The sequence below is a fragment of the Cellulomonas hominis genome, from assembly GCF_005239125.1.
In the GTDB taxonomy this organism is placed as follows: Bacteria; Actinomycetota; Actinomycetes; order Actinomycetales; family Cellulomonadaceae; genus Cellulomonas; species Cellulomonas hominis_A.
In genome coordinates this window covers 1-15998 of record NZ_SZYE01000086.1, presented here as the reverse complement: position 1 = coordinate 15998, position 15998 = coordinate 1, and the positions used below count along the sequence as shown (strand labels likewise).

Below are 15998 nucleotides of genomic sequence, written 5' to 3'. Positions count from 1 at the left end.
CGCCCGCCGCGCCGGGGCCCGCGTCGAGACCGGGCCCGGCCCGCTCGGCGGCTACCGGCTGCGGGTCACGGCCGCCCCGGCGGGCGGGGCGGCCCGGTGACCGCCGCCGACGCGACCGGCCCGATCCGGCTGCTGCTCGCCGACGACCAGGCGCTGGTCCGCGGGGCGCTCGCCGCGCTGCTCGACCTGGAGCCCGACCTGACGGTCGTCGCCCAGGTCGGCCGCGGGGACGAGGTCGTCGCCGCCGCGCGCTCCTCGGCCGCCGACGTCGCGCTGCTGGACGTCGAGATGCCGGGGACCGACGGCATCGCCGCGGCCGCGGCCCTGCGCCGGGAGCACCCCGCGTGCCGGTCGCTGATCGTGACGACGTTCGGCCGGCCCGGGTACCTGCGCCGCGCGCTCGACGCCGGCGCGAGCGGGTTCGTCGTGAAGGACACCCCGGCCGAGCAGCTCGCCGACGCGGTCCGCCGGGTGCACCGCGGGCTGCGGGTGGTCGACCCGGACCTGGCCGTCGAGTCGCTCGCGATCGGCACCAGCCCGCTCACCGAGCGGGAGCGGGACGTCCTGGTGCACGCGTCGGGCGGCGGGACCGTCGCCGACATCGCCCGCGCGACCTACCTGTCCGAGGGCACGGTGCGGAACTACCTGTCGTCGGCGATGGGGAAGACCGGCGGGCGCACCCGCGCCGAGGCGGTCCGGATCGCCGAGGACAACGGCTGGCTGCTGGGCCGCTGACGCGCGGCGCGCGCCGCGCGAGCACTCGCCGAGGTTGCACTCGTCGCGGGGTTCGGGCGGTCGGAATCCCGCACGGAGTGCAACCTCGGCGCGGGTCGCGTCAGCGGGCGGCGAGGGCGCGGCCGGCGGCCGCGGCTGCCGCCTCGGCCTCCTTGCGCACGAGCGCCGCCGGCTCCGCCAGCGCGTCCATCGCCGGGTTCACGCCGACGAGGGTCAGCTCGCGCTCGATCACGGTGAGGTCGGCGCCCCAGACCTCGCCGACGATCCGGCGCAGGTAGTCGATGCTGTGGTCCCAGCCGTGCTTGGGGGTGCCGGGGCCGTAGCCGCCGCCCCGGGTCACGATGAGCACGACCGGCTTGCCCGCGAGGTACGCGTCGCCGGGGGTGCCGCCCGCGATCGCGAGGTCGATCCACGTCTTCACGTGCTGCGAGACGCCCCAGTTGTACAGCGGCAGCGCGAGCACGGCGGCGTCGGCGGCGCGGAGCTCGTCGGCGACCTCGACCGCGAGCGCCACGGCGGCGGCCTGCTCGGGGGTGCGCTGCTCGGCGGGGGTCCAGCCCGCCCCGACGGCGGTGGCCCAGGCGTCCGCGGGCAGCGGCTGCTCGCCGAGGTGCCGGCGGACCACGGCCTCGTCGGGGCGCGCGGCGGCGAGCTCGGCGGTGACGATGTCGGCGAGGGCGGAGCTCGCGGAGCCGGCGCCCTGGATGGACGCGTCGATGCGCAGCACGGTCATGGAGTTCTCCCGGGGACGGGCGCGGCGGCGGGCGCCGCAGCGAGTTTGAATGTTCAACACGCAGCCTAGGCGCCCGAGTGTTGAATGTTCAAGTCCGCTAGGATCGACAGCATGAGCCAGCGGGTCGAGGACGCCACCCCGTGGCTCTCCGACGCCCAGGTCGAGGACTGGAAGGCGGTCGTCGCCCTGCTGACGACGCTGCCCGCGGCGCTCGACGCGCAGCTCAAGCGGGACGCCGGGATGAACCTCTACGAGTACAACGTGCTGGTCGCGCTGTCCGAGCGCCCGCACGACGAGATCCCGATGAGCGACCTCGCCCGGCTCACGCAGAGCTCACCGTCCCGGCTGTCGCACGCCGTGGGGCGGCTCGAGCAGGCCGGCTGGGTCACCCGCGGCTCCTGCGTGGCGGCCGGCAAGCGCACCAGCGCGCGGCTCACCGAGGGCGGCGAGGACCAGCTGCGCCACGCCGCGCCGGGCCACGTCCGGGAGGTGCGCCGGCTGGTGGTCGACGCGCTGGGCCCGGAGCGGATGGCGGCGCTCGGCGACGCGGCGCTCACCGTGGTGCGGCGCGCCGCGCCCGAGGTGGCCGACCTGCTGCCGGCCTGCGGCGGCGCGGAGGCCCGGGCGGGCGAGTAGCCCGGCCCGCACCCGACCCGACCCGGGCCGCGACCCGGCCCGCACCCGCGCAGCCCCCGGGCCAGGTCGCACCGCCGTGCTACGTTGCGCGGCGCGCGCCCGCCCCCGCCGCGCGCACCCGGGAGGAGCCACCGCATGACCACCACGTCCGACGCGTCGTACACGCTCGAGTCCGTCGACTGGGCCGACCCGCGCGCCGCGGCGCTGCGCGACGCGATGGACGCCGAGATGGGCGCCCGCTACGCGTCCGCCGGCCCGATGAGCGCCGAGGCGCACGCCGCCCTGACCGTCGACCCGGCCGCGGTCCGGCACGTGGTGCTCGCCGTGGACCGGGACGGCACCGCGATCGGTCACGCCGCCCTGCGCCGCCACGGCGACGAGTGGGAGGTCAAGCGGGTCGTCGTCGCGGCCGGCCACCGGGGTCGCGGCGTCGGGCGCGCGATCATGTCCGAGGTCGAGCGGGTGGCCCGGGACGCCGGTGCCGCGCGCGTCGTCCTGCAGACCGGCGACCGCCAGCCCGAGGCGGAGGCGCTGTACGCGGCGCTCGGCTGGACCCCGATCCCGACCTACCCGCCCTACGACACCGCGCTGCCGCTGCAGTCCCGGTGCTACGAGAAGCGCCTGGCCTGATCCCCCCCGGGGCGCCCGCAGGACCGCGGTGGTCCGTTCGGGTGAACCGCCCGACCCACCCCCGCAGCATGGCGCCCCCTCGGGACGTTCGTCCCATTGAACCCCACATGTGGGGTTGCGAGGCTGAACCGAGCACTACATCTAGTGCCCGGAGCAGATCGGGAGTGGAATCGCATGACGCTGGTGGGACCGCACGTGCCGGAGTTCGCGGAGGCCCGCCAGGGCGAGGCGCCGCAGTCCCCCTCGGCGGCCGCGGGGCTGATCGTGCGGAAGCGGGACGGGCGGGCGCTGCCGTTCGACCCGATCCGGGTGCACAGCGCGCTGGGCCGGGCGTTCGCGCACGTGCACGGCCTGCTCGGCCCGCTGCACGACCTCACGATCGCCGAGCTGGTCGAGCGGATCGACGCCGAGCTCGCCGCCCGGTTCACCGGCGAGGTGCGGATCTACGAGATCCAGAACGTCGTCGAGCACACGCTGCTGGAGGCCCGCGAGTACGAGGTCGCCGAGGCGTACATCGACTACCGGGTGCAGCGGGACCTCGCGCGGTCGAAGGCGCTGGACGTCAACCACTCGATCGGCCAGCTCGTCGGCAAGGACTCCACGGTCGTCCACGAGAACGCCAACAAGGACGCCGACGTCTTCAACACCCAGCGGGACCTCACCGCCGGCGCCGTCGGCAAGGCGATCGGCCTGCGGATGCTCCCCCCGCACGTCGCGAACGCGCACGCCAAGGGCGACCTGCACTACCACGACCTCGACTACCACCCCTACGCCCCGATGACGAACTGCTGCCTCATCGACTTCCGGACGATGCTGTCCGAGGGCTTCCGGATCGGGAACGCGCAGGTCGACCCGCCGCGGTCCATCCAGACGGCGACGGCGCAGATCTCGCAGATCATCGCGAACGTGTCGTCCAGCCAGTACGGGGGCTGCTCGGTCAACCGGATCGACGAGCTGCTGGCCCCGTACGCCGAGCGGAACTTCGCCAAGCACCTGGCCGACGCCGAGCAGTGGGTGTCCGAGCCCGAGCGGCGCCGCGCGTACGCGGAGGACAAGACCCGCAAGGACGTCTACGACGCGATGCAGTCGCTCGAGTACGAGATCAACACGCTGTTCACGTCGAACGGGCAGACCCCGTTCACGTCGGTCGGGTTCGGCCTCGGCACCGGCTGGTTCGAGCGCGAGATCCAGCGCGCCATCCTGCAGATCCGCATCCTCGGCCTCGGCAAGGAGCGCCGCACCGCGATCTTCCCGAAGCTCATCTTCACGCTGCGCCGCGGCGTGAACCTTACCGCGGACGACCCCAACTACGACATCAAGCAGCTGGCCGTCGAGTGCGCCACCAAGCGGATGTACCCGGACATCCTCAGCTACGACAAGATCGTCGAGCTCACCGGCTCGTTCAAGGTCCCGATGGGCTGCCGCTCGTTCCTGCAGGGCTGGGCGGACGAGGACGGCGAGGACGTCGTCGAGGGCCGGATGAACCTCGGCGTGGTCACCCTCAACGTCCCGCGGATCGCGCTCGAGACCCGGGGCGACCTCGACGCGTTCTGGGCCCTGCTCGACGAGCGCCTCGAGACGGTGCACGACGCCCTGCTGTACCGCGTCGAGCGGTGCAAGGAGGCCGTCCCGGCGAACGCCCCGATCCTCTACGTGCACGGCGCCTTCGGGCAGCGGCTGGCCCCGGACGACGACGTGGACGCGCTGTTCCGGAACGGGCGCGCGACCGTCTCGCTGGGGTACATCGGGCTGTACGAGGCCGCGGCCGCGTTCTACGGCGGCGCCTGGGAGCAGGACCCCGAGGCCAAGGAGTTCACGCTGCGCGTGCTGCGCACCCTCGCCGCCCGCGCGAAGGAGTGGACCGCCCGGCACGGCTACCAGTTCTCGGTGTACTCCACCCCGTCCGAGTCGCTGACCGACCGGTTCTGCCGGCTGGACACCAAGAAGTTCGGCCGGGTCCCGGACATCACCGACAAGGACTACTACACGAACTCGTTCCACTACGACGTGCGCAAGGCGCCGACGCCGTTCGAGAAGCTGGACTTCGAGGCCGAGTACCCGCAGTACGCCTCCGGCGGGTTCATCCACTACTGCGAGTACCCCGTGCTCCAGCAGAACCCGAAGGCGCTCGAGGCCGTGTGGGACTACGCCTACGACCGGGTCGGCTACCTCGGCACGAACACGCCGATCGACCGCTGCCTGGAGTGCGGCTTCTCCGGCGACTTCACCCCGACGGAGCGCGGGTTCGCGTGCCCGGGCTGCGGCAACACCGACCCGCGCACGTGCGACGTCGTCAAGCGGACCTGCGGCTACCTGGGCAACCCCCAGCAGCGGCCGATGGTGCACGGCCGGCACGTCGAGATCTCCTCGCGGGTCAAGCACCTCGCCGGGCCCACCTCGCTCGCGGCGGCGGGCGGGGACGCCGGGGACGCCTGACGTGGCCCGCACCCCCGCCGTCGGCCAGTGGCGCGCGGCGGCGCTGAGCCAGGACCGCGTCGCGGACTACAAGCCCTTCGTCATGGTCGACGGCGAGGGCGTGCGGTGCAGCCTGTACGTGTCGGGCTGCCCGTTCGCCTGCGCCGGCTGCTTCAACGAGGCCGCGTGGTCGTTCCGGTACGGCACCGCGTTCGACGACGCCCTCGCCCACCGGATCGCCGCCGACCTCGCGCACGAGGCGGTCCAGGGGCTGTCCCTGCTCGGTGGCGAGCCGTTCCTCAACACCGGCGTGTGCCTCGCGGTCGTCCGCCGGCTGCGCGCGGAGCACGGGCGCACCAAGGACGTGTGGTGCTGGTCCGGCTACACGTTCGAGGAGCTGCTGGCCGAGGCCGAGGCGGGTCAGGACGACAAGGCCGAGCTGCTGGGCGAGCTCGACGTGCTGGTCGACGGCCGGTTCGAGCTCGCGCAGCGCGACCTCACGCTGGCGTTCCGCGGCAGCCGGAACCAGCGGGTGCTCGACGTCCCGGCGTCGCTCGCCGCGGGGCGCGCGGTGGCCCGTGCCGGACTGGTCGGGGCGGCGGACGTCGGCCCGGCGCCGGACCGGCGCGCGCTGGTCTGAGCCGCCGGCGCCGGGCACCGTGCTCAGCGCGCGCCGGACTCCGTCCGGTCGGCCCGCGCCACCAGGACCGGGCACGGCGCGTGCAGCACCATCGCGTGGCTCACGGAGCCGAGGAGCATGCGCGCCACACCGCCGCGGCCGTGGCTGCCGACGACGAGCAGCCGCGCCGTGGCTGCGGCCGCGAGCAACGCGGAGGCCGGGTCGGCCTCGACCAACGTGCGCTCGACCTCGAGGTCCGGGTAGTCCTCGGCCAGACCGGCCGTGGACTCCGCGAGGACCACGCGCTCCTCGTCCTTCACCGACGACGGCAGCTCCGGCGGGACCCAGCCCACGGAAGCCAGGACCGTCGGCTCCTTCCAGGCGTGCACCACGTGCAGCACGGCACCGGTGCGGTCCGCCTCCCGGGCGGCGGCGCGCACCGCCGCGAGGCTGTCACGGGACCCGTCGGCACCGACCACGACCCGGTTCTCGGGCACCCGCGACGACGGCGGCACCACCCCGACCGGGCACTGCGACCCGGCGACCACCTGGTAGGCGAGCGACCCGGAGAACACGCGGTGCTGCGGGGTCGTCCGGCGCGTGCCGACGACCAGCAGCGCCGCCGTCTCCGAGCGGCGGGTGAGCGCCGCCCCCGGGCTCTCCATGTCGATCTCGGTCCGGACCTTCAGGTCCGGGTGCCCCTCGGCGGCCACCGCGGCCTCCCGGGCGAGCATGTCCGCGACCCCCTGACCGGCGGCGTCGTCCCAGACGCCCTCGTAGCCCGCGACCGGCAGACCCACGGCGTGGACCAGGACCAGGTCCGCCCCGCGTGCGTCCGCGGCTGCGGCCCCCCACCGGACCGCGTCCTCGCTCGACGGCGTCCCCGCGACGCCCACCACGACCTCGCTGCGCATCAGCAGTTCTCCTTCCCTGAGGTCGGATTCCACCTTTTCCAGGATCCGCCCGGTCGCGGGGCGACGCGAGGGACGAACGGCCCGAGTGCGGTGCGCGTCCCGGAGCGGTCACGCCGCAGCCCGCCCACGCGTCGCGGACGACCAGCCGTCCGTGACGGTCGACGGCGCGTCAGCCCTGGTCGATCACCCACTCCGGCGCGTCCGACCCGGCGGGCAGCGTCACGTCGCCGGCCGGGCCGAGCAGGACCTGCAGGTCCCCGGAGCCGACGTCGGGCAGCGCGACCACGCTCGTGGCCGGGACGTAGTCCGCGGTGCACGCCCCGGCCGTGGGCTCGGGGAAGGTGATCTCCACCGCCGTGGCGCCGGTCGCGAGCGCCTCGGGGTCGGCGACCATCGGGCACGTGCTCGACCCGAACGTGATCACGTAGATCAGCGACGGGTCGGACGTGCGGGACGCCCCCGCCACCGCGCCCGTCGGCGGCGCCGCGACACCCTCGGGCAGCCCGACGACGGACGAGCCGGCGGTCAGTGCGAGCGGGGAGCCGGACGCCGTCGGGGTGGCGGGCTCCTCGGTCGGGCTCGCGGGCGAGGCGGTGCCGCCGCCCCCGTCGCCCGACCCCCCGGAGCACGCGACCAGGAGCGCGAGCAGCCCCGCGGCGGCCGACGCGCGCAGCAGGGGCACGCCCGGGACGGCGCGCGCGGCGAGGTGGGTGTCTCGAGCGACCATCGGATCCTCCGACCTGCCGGTGGCGCGGAGCCGCGCCACGTGCCGACGCGCCCGCCGGCACGGCCTGGTGACCCGCGTGCCGGCCCGGCCGGGCACCTGCGAGCGTAGTCCGGCCGGGCGCACCGCACCCGGCCGCGCTCTCGGGGTGCGGACGCCCGGCGCGCGCGTAGCGTGGCGACGACGCAGGGTCGCGCCGGTCCGCACGCGACCCTCCCCCGCGACAGGAGACCGCGATGACGACCACACCGGATCCCCAGGACGAGCCGCTCCGCCCGTCCACCGACGCGCCGACCCGCCCGTCGAGCCCCGGACCCGACCCCGACGACGTCAACCCCGACGACCCGGCCCACCGGGCGCACCGCACGGAGGCCGCCTCGGGCGCCGCCGCGGCGGCACCGGGCACCGCGTCGGGCGCACCGGGCGCCGCGAACCCGACGAGCCCCGGCCCGAACCCGGACGACGTCGCGCCCTGACCGACCGGGCCGCGGGTCAGGCGTGGCCGAGGCGCTCGTGGGTGCGGTGGGACGCCGGCTCGATCTGGAACGTCGAGTGCTCCACCGAGATCGGGAAGTGCGTGGCCAGGCAGTCCTGGAGCTGGTCGAGGATCCGCGCGGTGTGCCCGTCGGAGAAGCACTCGTCGTCCACGGTGATGTGCGCGGTGACGACCGGCAGCCCGGTCGCCACCAGCGACGCGTGCAGGTCGTGCACCGACCGCACGTGCTCGACGCCGAGCAGGTGGTCGCGCACGGCGTCGAGGTCGAGGCCCGGCGGCGTGGACTCCAGGAGCACCGCCGCGGTCTCGCGCAGCAGCCGGATCGCACGGGGCACGATCAGCGCGCCGATCAGCAGGCCGGCCACGGCGTCGGCCTGCTGCCAGCCCGTCGTGGCGATGACGACCGCGGCGACGATGACCCCGACCGACCCCAGGGCGTCGTTCAGCACCTCCAGGAACGCCGCGCGCAGGTTGAAGTTCGCGTTCCGGCCGCCCGCGAGCACGGCGATCGCCGCCACGTTCGCGACCAGGCCGATCACGCCGAACACGATCAGCTCGGCCGACGGCACCTCGGGGGGCTCGACCAGCCGGCGGACGCCCTCGACCAGCACGTACCCGCCGACGGCGAGCAGCACCGCGGACTGCGCCAGCGCGCCCAGCACCTCGGCGCGGCGGTAGCCCCAGGTCCGCCGCGACGTCGCCGGCTTGAGCGACAGGTGCGCGGCGACCAGCGCCATCGCCAGGCCGGCCGCGTCGGTGAGCATGTGCGCGGTGTCCACGAGCAGCGCGAGGCTGCCGGTGAGCACCGCGCCGACCGCCTGCGCGACGAGCACGGTCACCGTCAGGCCGAAGGCGATCGCGAGCCGGCGCCGGTGGTCGGCCGGGCCGCCGGCCCCGGAGGGCGCGTGGCCGTGGTCGTGGCTCACGGCCGGCCCTCCGCCAGGTGCGCGCACGCCTCCGGGCTCGACCCGCCGCGCAGCAGGTCCTCGCCCGCGCCCACCAGCGTCGCGAGCCGGCCGGGGTCGGCGATCGCGTAGATCGAGGACCGGCCGCGCTGCCGCACCGTGACCAGCCCGCAGTCCCGCAGGCACGCGAGGTGCGCGCTGACGGTGCTCTGGGCGAGGCCGAGGTGGTCGGTCAGCTCGCGCACCGAGTGCTCGCCGGTGAACAGGTGGCGGAGCATCGTCAACCGGGCCGGCTCGCCGAGGGCGCGGAACAGCGCGGCGGTCGGCGCCGTGAGGGCCGCGTCGTCGGCGGAGCGGGTGTCGTTCTCATCATCGACAACGGAGGATGTCATCGTCACATGGCGATGATAGACGGACGCGGAGGGCCCGCGCCAGATCGAGGTGCACGAGGACGACCGGGTCGCCGGCCCGTCAGTCCCGCCACGCGGGGTCGAAGTCGCGGTGACCGTCGTACACCGCGGCCATCGCCCGCAGGATCCGGTCCCCCACGTAGTGGATCCCGCTCTCGCCGCGCGACCCCGCCTCCCGCTCCATGTCGACCGTCTCGTCGAGGCCGGTCGCCTCGTCGGCGAGCACGACCACCCGGCGCTTCGCCCGGCACTCGGCGAGCACCCGCGCCGGGTCGGTGGGATCGGCGAGGTACGCCGGGCCCCCGCCTGCCGGCGCAGCGTCCGCCGCGGCCTCGTCCTCCGCGATCCGGGCGAGGAGGAACGCGGTCAGCGTCATCGGGGTGCGGTCCCGACGCGCCGCCGCCACGGCCCGTTCGGCCGGCGCGGGGCGCGGGACGGACGGGAGCGCGAGCCGCCCGGCCGGCGCGCGGCGGGCACCGGCCCCGTCAGCCCCGGCCACGCGCACGCTCCTCCCACGCACCGGGGCGGCCGCCCGCGTGCGCCAGGGCCGCGAGGAGCAGGGCGAGCCGTGGCGGCCGGACGCGCGCCAGGTCGCCGAGCCGGACCGACGGGGCCGCGTCGACGTCGGACAGCGACGCCGCGAACAGCAGCACCCGGCGCTCGCCCGGTGACATCGGCCCGACGTACGCCGACACCGCCGCGAAGTCGATCCAGGCGTCCTCCGGGCCGCCGCCAGCCGCCGGCGCACGGCACACCCACGGGTGGACCGGGCGAGCGAGGCCCGCGCGGATCAGCAGCTCGGTCGCCGCCTCGAGGGTGTCGATGCCGCGGGCCCAGGCACGCAGCCGGGCGTGCAGCTCGACGGTCGCGTCGTCCTCCCGGGCGGCCGGCGGGACGGGCATGCTGCCCTCCGAGGCTCGATCCGGGGCGACGACCTCCCCGCGGTGGCGTCGGTTCCGGGCTGCCGCCCACCCTACGCCCGGCCGCGGCGCCGCCGGCGCGCCGTGGGGGCGGGCCGCCGACCCGACGGCCCGTCGGTCGCCGTGACCAGAACGGTACGGCCGCGTGATCGTCCCGTGCTGTTCGCGCTGGTCACGGGTCCGCAAGCATGCAGTCCTCAGACTCTGGAGGCTCACATGCGCGCTCGGTCGACCTCAGGTGCACGTCCCGGACACGCACGGCGGCAGCGGGACCGGGTGGTGGCAGCCGCGGCCGCGGTGGCCGTCGTGGGGGCTCTGGCCGCCTGCGGAGTGGGCGGCTCCAGCGACTCCTCCTACGAGCAGGCGGTGACGGTGGACGACGCCACCGACGGGTGGCGGTACGTCCCGACGGACCCGCAGGAGGAGTACGACGACTCCCCCGAGCAGCCGTTCCAGGACGTGTCCACGAGCCCGCTGTCGACGTTCGCCTCCGACGTCGACACCGCGTCCTACAGCAACCTGCGCCGGCAGCTGACCCAGGGGGTCGCACCGCAGGGCGTGCGGATCGAGGAGCTGGTCAACTACTTCGACTACGACTACCCGGCCCCCGCGGCGGACGCCGCCGACCCGTTCACCGTCACGACGCAGGTCGCGGAGGCGCCGTGGGACCCGGAGCACCAGCTCGCGATGATCGGCGTGCAGGCGACCGACGCCGTGCCGACGAGCCGGGGCAACAACATCGTCTTCCTGCTCGACGTGTCCGGGTCGATGGACGAGCCGGACAAGCTGCCGCTGCTCGCGGAGTCGTTCGGGCTCCTGGTCGAGCAGCTCGACGAGGACGACACCGTCTCGATCGTCACCTACGCCGGCAGCGACGCGGTGCTGGCCGACTCGGTGCCCGGGACCGAGCGCAAGGAGCTCCTGCGCATCCTGCGCGAGCTGAGCGCCGGCGGGTCGACCGGTGGGGCGCGGGGCCTGCAGACCGCGTACGACCTCGCCACGGAGAACTTCATCGAGGGCGGCAACAACCGGGTCGTGCTGGCCACCGACGGCGACTTCAACGTCGGGCCGTCCACCCCCGAGCAGCTCACCGACCTGATCGAGGAGCACGCCGCCACGGGCGTGCACATCTCCGTCCTCGGGTTCGGCATGGGCAACCTCAAGGACAGCACGATGGAGGCGATCGCCGACCACGGGAACGGCAACTACGCCTACATCGACACCCTCGACGAGGCGCGCAAGGTCCTCGTGGACGAGTTCGACTCCACGATGTTCGTGGTGGCGCAGGACCTCAAGCTCCAGGTCGAGCTCAACCCCGCGACCGTCTCGCGGTACCGGCTGCTCGGGTACGACAACCGCCGTCTGGAGGACGAGGAGTTCGACGACGACACGAAGGACGCCGGCGACGTCGGGGCGGGGCACTCGGTCACGGCGTTCTACGAGCTGGTGCCGGCCGGTACCGCGGACGGTGGCGACGACCTCGACTACCAGGACACGAAGGCGCGGGGCTCCGACGACTTCCTGACGGTGCACGTGCGCTACAAGCACCCTGGGGAGTCCGAGAGCACCGAGGTCGTCGTCCGGGCGGGTGCCGACACGTACACCCGCTCGCCCGGCGCGGACTTCCGGTTCGCGTCCGCGGTCGCCGAGTTCGGCCTCGTGGCGACGCGGTCCGAGTACGCCGACGGCGCGGACGCCTCCCGCGCCCGCGACCGGGCCGAGGAGGCGCTCGGGGAGGACCCCTACGGGCTGCGCTCCGAGTTCGTGGGGCTCGTGGAGCAGTACGAGCGGATCGCGGGCTGACCTGACCCGGCCGACCGGGCGCGCCGAGGCGGTACCGTCGGCATCGTCGCCGTCGGCGCGCCGCGCGCCGTCGACGACGTGGGAGCCTCTGAGGGACCGCCGGCTGGTCCCCTCACCTCCCGGGCCTCTAGCTCAACTGGCAGAGCAGCGGACTTTTAATCCGCGGGTTGTGGGTTCGATCCCCACGGGGCCCACCCACGTCACCCGTCCCGCGGGCGTCAGAGCCGCACCGCGGTCCGGACCAGGTCGGCGACGGCGCGCGAGCGGCTCTGCGGCGGCCACGCGATCACCGTCGTGACCTCGGGGGCGTCCACCACGGGCACCGCGACGGTGTCCTCCCGGAGGCGGGCCCTGACCGACTCGGGCGCCACCATCGAGGTCCTCCCGAGCGCGACGAGCTGCATCAGCTGGGTGTGGTCCCGGACCTCCGGTCCCGGTCCGGGCGGGTAGCCCCCGTCCGCGAGCGGCCAGCGCGCCGCCGGGAGGCCCGGGAGGTCGACGAGGTCGCGGAGCCGCAGCTCGGCGCGGATGGTGAGCTCGTGCCCGGCGGGGAGGACGGCGACCTGGCGCTCGGTCATCAGCTCCTCGGTGTCGAGGCCGGTGGTGTCGTCGAAGGGCCGGTGCAGCAGGGCGACGTCGGCGCGGCCGGTCCGCAGCAGGCGCTCCTGCTGACCCGGGCCGCAGAGCTCGACGTCGACGTGCACCGATCCGGGCTCCGCCGCGTACGCGTCCAGCAGCTTCGCGAGCAGCTCCTCGGACGCACCGGCCTTGGTGGCCAGCACGACGGCCGGCCGGTCGGCCGCGCGGGCGGTGCGCCGGGTGCGCTGCTCCGCCGCCTCGAGGGCGTCCAGCGCCGCGCGCCCCTCCGCGAGAAGGACGGCGCCGGCCTCGGTGAGCGCCACCGCCCGGCTGGTCCGGTGCAGCAGGACGGCGCCCAGGCGGCGCTCGAGCTGCCGGACCGCGCGCGAGAGCGGGGGCTGCGCGATGCCCAGGCGCTCGGCGGCACGTCCGAAGTGCAGCTCCTCCGCGACCGCGACGAAGTACCGCAGCTCCCGGCTCTCCACCGGCCCAGGGTACGACCCATACCCTCCGGATATCGATCGCGACCGAGCCGGTCTTGGACGGGGGGACCCGCGGGCGCCCACGATCGACGCATGACCACGAAGACGGCTCTGGTGACCGGAGCGAACAAGGGCATCGGCTACGCGATCGCCGCAGGACTGGGTGCGGAGGGCTTCCGCGTCGGCGTGGGGGCGCGCGACGCGCGACGGCGCGAGGAGGCGGTGGCGCGGCTGCGCGAGGCGGGCGTCGACGCGTTCGGGGTGCCGCTCGACGTGACCGACGACCGCAGCGTGGCGGCGGCCGCCGAGCTGATCGCGGAGCACGCGGGCGGTCTGGACGTGCTCGTGAACAACGCGGGCATCACCGGAGGCCCCGAGCAGCAGCCCAGCACCGTCGACCCGGCGGTCGTGCGCACGGTCGTCGAGACGAACGTGATCGGCGTCATCCGGGTGACGAACGCGATGCTGCCGATGCTGCGCCGGGCGCCCTCGCCGCGGATCGTCACCATGTCGAGCAGCGTGGGCTCGCTGACGCGGCAGGCCGGCCCGGGGAGCGAGGCGACCACCGGACCGGTGGCCGTGGCCTACGCCCCCTCCAAGACGTTCCTCAACGCGGTGATGCTGCAGTACGTCCAGGAGCTCGCCGGGACCCGCATCCTGATCAACTGCGCGTGCCCCGGGTTCGTCGCGACCGACCTCAACGGGTTCCGCGGCGTGCGCACGCCCGAGCAGGGTGCCGCCACGGCGATCCGGCTGGCGCTGCTCCCCGACGACGGGCCGACCGGTGGCTTCTTCGAGGACGACGGCGTCGTCCCCTGGTGACCCCGCGACGGAAACGCGCTCGTCCAGTCTGGACTAGGTTAGCCTGGACGGTATGACGGTCGAGATCTACGCGCTCAGCGTCCTGCGGCACGGCCCGGTGCACGGCTACGAGCTGAAGCGACGGATCCGACGGCCGTCCATCGCGCCGGTCAACAACAACGCGCTCTACCCCGCGCTGCGCCGGCTCGAGGGCGCGGGCGCGGTCACCCGGTCGGTGGAGCAGGTCGAGGGCCGGCCGGCCCGGAACGTCTTCGCGATCACGGACTCCGGCCGCGCCCTCCTGCTGGACCTGGTGTCGACGCTCCCGCGGGAGCTGGCGGCCGACGACGAGGAGTTCCTGCTCCGCGTCAGCTTCTTCGACGAGCTCGCGGTGCCGGCGCGGCTCGACGTCCTGGGCGCGCGTCGGACGGTCGTCGAGGAGGCGCTCGGCCAGGTGCGGGGCCTGCTGGCCGAGCCGCCCGCGGACGCGGCCCGGCGCTGGCGCCGCCGGGCGCAGGAGCAGCTGGTCGACCGCCTGGAGCAGGAGCTGCGGTGGCTCGACGAGCTGCGGGTCGCGGCGGAACGGCCGTGACCGTCGACGACGGCGAACGGACGACCGCCCCGGCGATCGGCGCCGTGGCGCGGTACGGGCTCCTGGTGGGGCCCGCCCTGAGCATGCTCGACTCGAGCATCGTGAACGTCGCGGTCCCGGACATCGCACGCGACCTCGGGATCGGCCTCGACGCGGTCCACTGGGTGGTGTCGGGCTACCTGCTGTCGCTCGCGGTCGGGCTCGCGCTCACCGCCTACGCGGCCCGCCGGTTCGGCACCATGCGCGTCTACCTGGCCAGCATGGTGCTGTTCGTCGCCGCCTCGGCGGCGTGCGCCCTGGCGCCGACGATCGGGCTGCTGGTCGTCGGCCGGGTCGTCCAGGGGTTCGTCGGGGCCCCGCTCGTCCCGCTGGCGCTCAGCATCCTGCTCGGCAAGGACGGCGTGCGCGGCGGCGCCGTCCCGGTGTCGGCGGCGCTGGTGCTGTTCCTCGCTCCCGCGCTGGGTCCGTCGCTCGGCGGCGTGCTGGTCGGCGCCGGCGGCTGGCGGTGGGTCTTCCTGGTGAACGTGCCGGTGGGGGCGGCGGGCCTGCTCCTCGCCCTGCGCCTGCGCGACGTCGGTGCGCGCGGCCGACCCGACGCCCGGTTCGACCCCGTCGGCTTCGCCCTGCTCGCGGGCGGGCTGGTCGCCACGCTGCTGGGCGCGACCCGCGCCTCCGCCGCCGGGTGGGACCGGCCCGCGCCGCTCGCGCTGGTGGCGGCGGGCCTGGCCCTGCTCGCGGCGTTCGTCAGGTGGGCGGCCCGGCGGGAGCAGCCGGCGGTGCGGCTCGACGTCGTCCGGGGCGCCCAGTCGCTCCTCGCCCTGGGGCTCCAGGTGATCACCTCGGTCATCGCGTTCGGCACGGTGTTCCTCATGCCGGTGTTCACCCAGGAGGTGCAGGGCCGCAGCGCGCTCGCCACCGGGGTGGCGCTGCTCCCGCAGGGCCTCGTCATGGGCCTGGGGACCGCGCTCGGGCAGCGCATGTCGGCGCGGGTGTCGCTGCGCGCGCTGGTCACGACCGGGTTCGCGGTGCTGGCCGTGTCCAGCGCCGTGCTGCTGGTGCTCACCGCCGGCACGCCGCTGTGGGCGACCGCGGTCATGCTCTGCGGACGCGCTCTCGCCGCCGGGTTCATCACCACGCCGCTGCTCACGGCGTTCCTCGCGCCCCTGCGGGAGGCCGAGCTGGCCGACGGCAACACGCTCTACAACATCACGCAACGGCTCGGCGGCTCGATCGGCGTCAGCGTGCTCGGCTCGATCGCCGCGGCGGGCGCGGTCGAGCGCGGCGCGCTCGCGGCGTTCCACGAGGTCGGCGCGATCCTGGTGGGCCTCGCCGTCGTGGCGGCGGCCCTCTCCTGGCGGCTGCGCCCGGAGAGGCCCCACGGGGACGCAGCCGCGGCGCCACGTAGCCTGCTCGGGTGAGCCTCCCGACGATCCCGGGCCCGTCCGGCCGGTCGCCGCGGCACGCCCGGCGCGCGCCGCGCTCCCGCCGCGCGTGGGGCGTCCTCGTCGCCGCGCTGGTCGCGGGGGGCGTGACCGTGCCGCTCGCGTGGGCGGCGGTGGGCGACCCCGCGGGCCCCGCACCCGCGCAGACGGCGGCCGCCGTCG

19 protein-coding genes and 1 tRNA gene are annotated in these 15998 nt (G+C 75.3%); 12 read left to right on the top strand and 8 right to left on the bottom strand.

From position 1 onward, the window contains the following. The first annotated feature begins 96 nt into the window (after positions 1-96). Entirely contained in the window at positions 97-735 is a 639-nt protein-coding gene (locus FA014_RS11535) for a response regulator transcription factor (RefSeq protein ID WP_154729823.1), read from the top strand. A gap of 100 nt (positions 736-835) precedes the next feature. On the opposite strand, the gene FA014_RS11530 is transcribed toward FA014_RS11535, so the two are convergent. Continuing rightward, the gene (locus FA014_RS11530) at positions 836-1468 is read right to left on the bottom strand and encodes an FMN-dependent NADH-azoreductase (protein ID WP_154729822.1); all 633 of its coding nucleotides are present in this window, start codon (positions 1466-1468) and stop codon (positions 836-838) included. Between the two features lie 111 nt (positions 1469-1579). Between FA014_RS11530 and FA014_RS11525 the strand changes: the two genes are divergently transcribed. The 4 genes from FA014_RS11525 (at position 1580) to nrdG (ending at position 5789) form a co-directional block, all read left to right on the top strand. Continuing rightward, complete coding sequence (locus tag FA014_RS11525; protein WP_154729821.1) at positions 1580-2104, top strand: MarR family winged helix-turn-helix transcriptional regulator; 525 nt, start codon at positions 1580-1582, stop codon at positions 2102-2104. A 135-nt stretch (positions 2105-2239) separates the two neighbouring features. Beyond that, the gene (locus tag FA014_RS11520) at positions 2240-2734 is read left to right on the top strand and encodes a GNAT family N-acetyltransferase (protein WP_154729820.1); all 495 of its coding nucleotides are present in this window, start codon (positions 2240-2242) and stop codon (positions 2732-2734) included. Between the two features lie 174 nt (positions 2735-2908). Continuing rightward, positions 2909-5170 carry an anaerobic ribonucleoside-triphosphate reductase gene (gene nrdD, locus FA014_RS11515; protein ID WP_230323089.1) on the top strand — a complete coding sequence of 754 codons (2262 nt, stop codon included), beginning with the start codon at positions 2909-2911 and terminating at the stop codon, positions 5168-5170. A 1-nt stretch (position 5171) separates the two neighbouring features. After that, positions 5172-5789: an anaerobic ribonucleoside-triphosphate reductase activating protein gene (gene nrdG / locus FA014_RS11510; protein ID WP_154729819.1), complete on the top strand. Its 618-nt coding sequence runs from the start codon at positions 5172-5174 to the stop codon at positions 5787-5789. A gap of 23 nt (positions 5790-5812) precedes the next feature. On the opposite strand, the gene FA014_RS11505 is transcribed toward nrdG, so the two are convergent. Both FA014_RS11505 and FA014_RS11500 read right to left on the bottom strand, forming a co-directional pair. Continuing rightward, positions 5813-6715: a universal stress protein gene (locus FA014_RS11505; RefSeq protein WP_154729818.1), complete on the bottom strand. Its 903-nt coding sequence runs from the start codon at positions 6713-6715 to the stop codon at positions 5813-5815. A gap of 136 nt (positions 6716-6851) precedes the next feature. Beyond that, a complete protein-coding gene (locus FA014_RS11500) occupies positions 6852-7409 on the bottom strand; it encodes a hypothetical protein (protein WP_154729817.1) in 558 nt (185 codons plus the stop codon). 233 nt (positions 7410-7642) lie between these two features. Between FA014_RS11500 and FA014_RS11495 the strand changes: the two genes are divergently transcribed. Continuing rightward, positions 7643-7882, top strand: coding sequence for a hypothetical protein (locus FA014_RS11495; RefSeq protein WP_154729816.1), 240 nt, complete (start codon positions 7643-7645; stop codon positions 7880-7882). A gap of 16 nt (positions 7883-7898) precedes the next feature. On the opposite strand, the gene FA014_RS11490 is transcribed toward FA014_RS11495, so the two are convergent. The 4 genes from FA014_RS11490 to FA014_RS11475 all read right to left on the bottom strand — a co-directional run bounded on the left by FA014_RS11490 (position 7899) and on the right by FA014_RS11475 (position 10119). Further along, positions 7899-8828 (bottom strand): cation diffusion facilitator family transporter, encoded by a 930-nt coding sequence (locus FA014_RS11490; protein WP_154729815.1) that lies wholly within the window; start codon positions 8826-8828, stop codon positions 7899-7901. Continuing rightward, the gene (locus FA014_RS11485; protein WP_154729825.1) at positions 8825-9199 is read right to left on the bottom strand and encodes an ArsR/SmtB family transcription factor; all 375 of its coding nucleotides are present in this window, start codon (positions 9197-9199) and stop codon (positions 8825-8827) included. The genes FA014_RS11490 and FA014_RS11485 overlap by 4 nt, the downstream gene beginning before the upstream one ends. A gap of 79 nt (positions 9200-9278) precedes the next feature. Further along, the gene (locus FA014_RS11480; protein ID WP_154729814.1) at positions 9279-9593 is read right to left on the bottom strand and encodes a DUF6221 family protein; all 315 of its coding nucleotides are present in this window, start codon (positions 9591-9593) and stop codon (positions 9279-9281) included. A 109-nt stretch (positions 9594-9702) separates the two neighbouring features. Beyond that, a complete protein-coding gene (locus FA014_RS11475) occupies positions 9703-10119 on the bottom strand; it encodes a hypothetical protein (RefSeq protein ID WP_154729813.1) in 417 nt (138 codons plus the stop codon). Positions 10120-10416: 297 nt separating this feature from the next. Here FA014_RS11475 and FA014_RS11470 point away from each other — a divergent pair, with 297 nt between their 5' ends. Both FA014_RS11470 and FA014_RS11465 read left to right on the top strand, forming a co-directional pair. After that, a complete protein-coding gene (locus FA014_RS11470; RefSeq protein WP_230323088.1) occupies positions 10417-11940 on the top strand; it encodes a vWA domain-containing protein in 1524 nt (507 codons plus the stop codon). A gap of 121 nt (positions 11941-12061) precedes the next feature. Beyond that, positions 12062-12134 (top strand) — tRNA-Lys (locus FA014_RS11465). A gap of 24 nt (positions 12135-12158) precedes the next feature. Here the strand turns inward: FA014_RS11465 and FA014_RS11460 are convergent. Next, complete coding sequence (locus FA014_RS11460) at positions 12159-13004, bottom strand: LysR family transcriptional regulator (RefSeq protein ID WP_154729811.1); 846 nt, start codon at positions 13002-13004, stop codon at positions 12159-12161. A gap of 90 nt (positions 13005-13094) precedes the next feature. Between FA014_RS11460 and FA014_RS11455 the strand changes: the two genes are divergently transcribed. From FA014_RS11455 to FA014_RS11440, 4 genes are all read left to right on the top strand, one after another. Next, positions 13095-13823, top strand: coding sequence for an SDR family oxidoreductase (locus FA014_RS11455; RefSeq protein ID WP_154729810.1), 729 nt, complete (start codon positions 13095-13097; stop codon positions 13821-13823). A 52-nt stretch (positions 13824-13875) separates the two neighbouring features. Beyond that, a complete protein-coding gene (locus tag FA014_RS11450; protein WP_154729809.1) occupies positions 13876-14394 on the top strand; it encodes a PadR family transcriptional regulator in 519 nt (172 codons plus the stop codon). Next, positions 14391-15812, top strand: coding sequence for a DHA2 family efflux MFS transporter permease subunit (locus tag FA014_RS11445; RefSeq protein ID WP_230323087.1), 1422 nt, complete (start codon positions 14391-14393; stop codon positions 15810-15812). The genes FA014_RS11450 and FA014_RS11445 overlap by 4 nt, the downstream gene beginning before the upstream one ends. Next, on the top strand, positions 15809-15998 hold a 190-nt coding region (locus FA014_RS11440), incomplete at its 3' end, for a hypothetical protein (protein WP_230323086.1). The genes FA014_RS11445 and FA014_RS11440, both read left to right, overlap by 4 nt.